Consider the following 4,297-nt stretch of genomic DNA (forward strand, 5'->3'; position numbering starts at 1 on the left):
ACGCGGCCCCGGCCGGGGCGATCACGACGACCGGCGGCGAGGCCGGTTGCACCGTGGTGACGCAGCCTTGCAGCAGCAGGCCGGACAGCACCAGCGACAGGCCCGCAGGCGCGCCGGATCTCGACAGGATCAGGGAGTCATCTTTCACGTCAACGGTGTCCTTGTGGGAAGCGACTGGAGGGGCCGGGGGCGGTCGTCGGATGGAGGCCGCGTGGAAACAAAGTGTAGAGCGTCGCGCCGGGCGTCCACCCCGTGGAACGCCGAGCTAGACTCCGTCGCGCTTTGCAGGTTCCGTGCCTCGACCGATCGGAAACCCGCAGGCCGGCGAACCCGGCGCCGGATGTGCATTCCTCACGCTTCATGACCACCCACCTCCTGTACCTGCACGGATTCCGTTCGTCGCCGCAGTCGACCAAGGCGCGCCAGGTCGAGGCCTGGGTGAAGCGCCACGCACCGCGCGTCAACTGGTGGTGCCCGCAGCTGCCGGCGTCGCCGCAGGAGGCGATCGAGGGCCTGCAGGCCGAGCTGGCGGGCTGGCCGCACGACCGCATGGCGATCATCGGCAGCTCGCTCGGCGGCTTCTACGCCACGGTGCTGGCCGAGCAGCTCGGCTGCCCGGCCGTGCTGCTGAACCCGGCCGTCGACCCGGCCCGCGACCTGGCCGGCCACATCGGCGAGACGACCGCCTGGCACAGCGAGGAGCGCTTCTTCTTCGTGCCGGCCTACGTCGAGCAGCTGCGCGCGATGGCGCCGGGCGCGCTGGCGAAACCGTCGCGCTACTTCGCGGTGATCGCCACCGGCGACGAGGTGCTCGACTGGCGCGAGATGAGCGAGCGCTACCGCGGCGCCCACCTGCGCATCGTCGAAGGCAGCGACCATGCGCTCAGCGGGTTCGACGAACACCTGCCCCACCTGATGCATTTCCTGCAGCTTGGCGCCTCGCCCTGACCGGGATCGGCCGAGCTTTCCGCGACAATCCCACCCATGTATGCACTGTTCGATGACGCCGGCAAGTTTCTCGCCGGCCGCGTGATGACCGAAGCCGACAGCTCGATGCAGATCGAGCTCGATTCGGGCAAGCGCGTGAAGGTGAAGGCAGCCAACGTGTTGCTGAAGTTCGAGAAGCCGCTGCCGGCCGAGCTGATCGCCGAGGGCCAGCGGCTCGCCCGCGAGATCGACCTCGACCTGGCCTGGGAATTCGCGCCCGACGCCGAGTTCGGCTTCGCCGACCTGGCGCGCGACTACTTCGACAGCAAGGCCGGCGTCGAGAAGCAGGCCGCCGCGTTGTTCCGGCTGTTCGAGGCGCCGCACTACTTCCGCCGCCTCGGCAAGGGCCAGTTCAAGAAGGCGCCGGAAGAGATCGTGAAGGCCGCGCTGCTCGGCATCGAGCGCAAGAAGCAGCTGGCCGCGCAGATCGAGGGCTGGGCCGCCGAGCTGGTGGCCGGCCAGTGCCCGGCGCCGGTGCGCGAGCAGCTCTACAAGATCCTGTTCCGCCCCGACAAGAACGCCGCCGAATACAAGGCCGTCGTCGAGGCCTCGCGCCGCGCACAGAAGGCGCCGCTCGACCTGCTGACCGCTGCCGGCGCGATCGACTCGCCGTACCAGTTCCACTGGCGGCGTTTCCTGTTCGAGAACTTCCCGAAGGGCACCGCCTTCCCGCCGCTGTCGGCCCCGGCCATCAAGGACGACCTGCCGGTCGCGGCCGTGCAGGCGTTCTCGATCGACGATTCGCAGACCACCGAGATCGACGACGCGCTGTCGGTGCAGGGCCTGGGCAGCGGCACCGTGGTGTTCGGCGTGCACATCGCGGCGCCCAGCCTCGCGATCGCACMCGACAGCCCGGTCGACAAGGTCGCGCGCGACCGGCTGTCGACCGTCTACATGCCGGGCTACAAGCTGACGATGCTGCCCGACGACGTGGTGCAGGCCTACACGCTGCAGGCCGGGCGCGACTGCCCCGCCGTGTCGCTGTACGTCAGCTTCGACGAGGCGACGCTGAAGGTGACCGGCAGCGAGACGAAGCTCGAGCGGGTGCCGATCGCCGCCAACCTGCGCCACGACCAGCTCGACGCGGTGATCACCGAGGCCACGCTGCTCGGCGAGGCGCCGGCGGCTTACGAATTCGCGCCGGAGCTGGCGTTTTGCTTCCGCCTGGCCCGCCACCTGAAGGCCGGCCGCGAGCAGGTGCGCGGCAAGCCGGAGCTGTTCAACCGCGCCGACTACAACTTCAAGCTCGACGGCAACGACGGCGCCGAGCCGCAGGGCCACGAGCGCGTCAGCATCGGCACCCGCCAGCGCGGCTCGCCGCTCGACCTGATCGTCGCCGAGGCGATGATCCTCGCCAACAGCACCTGGGGCGGTTGGCTCAACGAACTCGGCGTGCCGGGCATCTACCGCAGCCAGGCCAGCATGGCGCCGGGCGTCAAGGTGCGCATGGGCACCAAGGCCGCGCCGCACGCCGGCATGGGCGTCGCGCAGTACACCTGGGCCACGTCGCCGCTGCGCCGCTATGTCGACCTGCTGAACCAGTGGCAGATCGTCGCCTGCGCGCGCCACGGCCGCACCGCGGCGCTGGCCGCACCGTTCAAGCCGAAGGATGCCGCGCTGTTCTCGGTGATCTCCAGCTTCGATGCGGCCTACAGCGCCTACAACGGCTTCCAGTCGGGCATCGAGCGCTACTGGACGCTGAAGTACCTGGAGCAGAACGGCATCGCCGAACTCGACGCCGCGGTCATGAAGGAAGGCCTGGTGCGCGCCGACACGCTGCCGCTGGTGTTCCGCGCGGTCGGCGCCGACCGGCTGCCGCGCGGCGCGCGCGTGAAGGTGCGCATCACCGGCACCGACCTGCTGACGCTGGACGTGCATGCGAGCGTGCTGTCGCGCATCGACGATCCGGACACCTCGGCCGATGACGCGGTCATCGAGGATGCCGAAGTTGAAAACGACAGCGACAGCGAGGACGTGGCCGCCGGTCCGCTGACGCTCGCGATCGACGTGGCTGGCGATGCAGGCGACGAAGAAGCCCCCGCCCCCGATGCGGCAACCGCCGCCACCCCTGCCGCCTGAGAGACCGATGCTGAAGAAGTTCTCCACCCTGCAGATCGCGCTCGCGGTGTCGATCGGCGTGCATGCCCTGTTGCTGGTGGTGCGCTTCGTCGACCCGGAGGGCTTCAACCGCGTGTTCCAGGACACGCCGCTGGAGGTGATCCTCGTCAACGGCAGTTCGGCCGAGGCACCGGTCAAGCCGCAGGCGATCGCGCAGCGCAACCTGGCCGGCGGCGGCGAGGCCGAGCGCGGCCGCGCCACCTCGCCGCTGCCGTCGTCGGCGCTGATCGAGCTCGGCGACTCGGCCGACGAGGCCCACAAGCAGATCGAGCAGCTGCAGGAGACCCAGCAGCAGCTGCTCGCGCAGGTGCGCCGCGAGCTGGCCTACCTGCCGGCCCCCGACCCGAAGCGCGACCGCGGCGATCCGCAGGCGCGTGCGCAGGAGGAACGCCGCCGCCAGCTGATGCAGCTGCTGGCCGAGATCGAGAAGCGCATCAATGAAGAGAACTCGCGGCCGAAGAAGCGCTACATCAGCCCGGCCACCCGAGAGGAGCTGTACGCGATCTACTACGACTCGCTGCGCCGCAAGATCGAGGACCGCGGCACCCGCAACTTCCCCGAGTCGCAGGGCAAGAAGATCTACGGCGAGCTGATGATGGTGATCACGATCGATGCCGCCGGCCGCGTGATGGAGACCGAGATCGTGCGGCCGTCGAAGTCGCCGCTGCTCGACAAGCGCGCCCAGGCCATCGTGCGCGCGGCCGCGCCGTTCGGCCAGTTCAGCACCGAGATGCGCAAGCGCGCCGACCAGCTGGTGATCACCTCGCGCTTCCGCTTCACCCGCGAAGAAGGGCTCGAGACCACGCTGAGCGCCCCCGCGACGCGCTGAGCCTCACGAGACACGCCATGGATCGCTACGTCGTCGCCGGCAATCCGGTGCAGCACAGCCAGTCGCCGTTCATCCACGCGCGCTTCGCCGAACAGACCGGCCAGGCGCTGCACTACGACCGGCTGCTGTGCCCGCTGGACGGCTTCGCCGACACCGTGCGCCGCTTCGCCGACGAGGGCGGGCGCGGCTGCAACGTCACCGTGCCGTTCAAGTTCGAGGCCTTCGACCTGGCGGCACGGCGCACCGACCGCGCGGCGCTGGCCGGGGCGGCCAACATCCTGCGCTTCGACGCGCGTGACGGCTGGCTGGCCGACAACGCCGACGGCTGCGGCCTGGTGCGCGACATCGAACGCAATGCCGAAC

The 4,297-nt window shown here is 69.9% G+C and carries 3 protein-coding genes and 1 pseudogene; all 4 read left to right on the forward strand.

Going from position 1 to position 4,297, the window contains the following annotated elements; translation table 11 throughout:
• The first annotated feature begins 360 nt into the window (after positions 1-360).
• Positions 361-948, forward strand: a complete 588-nt coding sequence (locus AC1D15_RS19840; RefSeq protein ID WP_477827328.1) for a YqiA/YcfP family alpha/beta fold hydrolase — start codon at positions 361-363, stop codon at positions 946-948.
• A 36-nt stretch (positions 949-984) separates the two neighbouring features.
• Positions 985-3,066, forward strand: a complete 2,082-nt coding sequence (locus AC1D15_RS19845; RefSeq protein ID WP_477827329.1) for a ribonuclease catalytic domain-containing protein — start codon at positions 985-987, stop codon at positions 3,064-3,066.
• 7 nt (positions 3,067-3,073) lie between these two features.
• Positions 3,074-3,934, forward strand: a complete 861-nt coding sequence (locus AC1D15_RS19850) for an energy transducer TonB (RefSeq protein ID WP_047506647.1) — start codon at positions 3,074-3,076, stop codon at positions 3,932-3,934.
• Between the two features lie 17 nt (positions 3,935-3,951).
• Positions 3,952-4,297: pseudogene (gene aroE, locus AC1D15_RS19855) on the forward strand (shikimate dehydrogenase); the annotation flags it as partial.

Source organism: Rhizobacter sp. P2_H2, assembly GCF_056403375.1.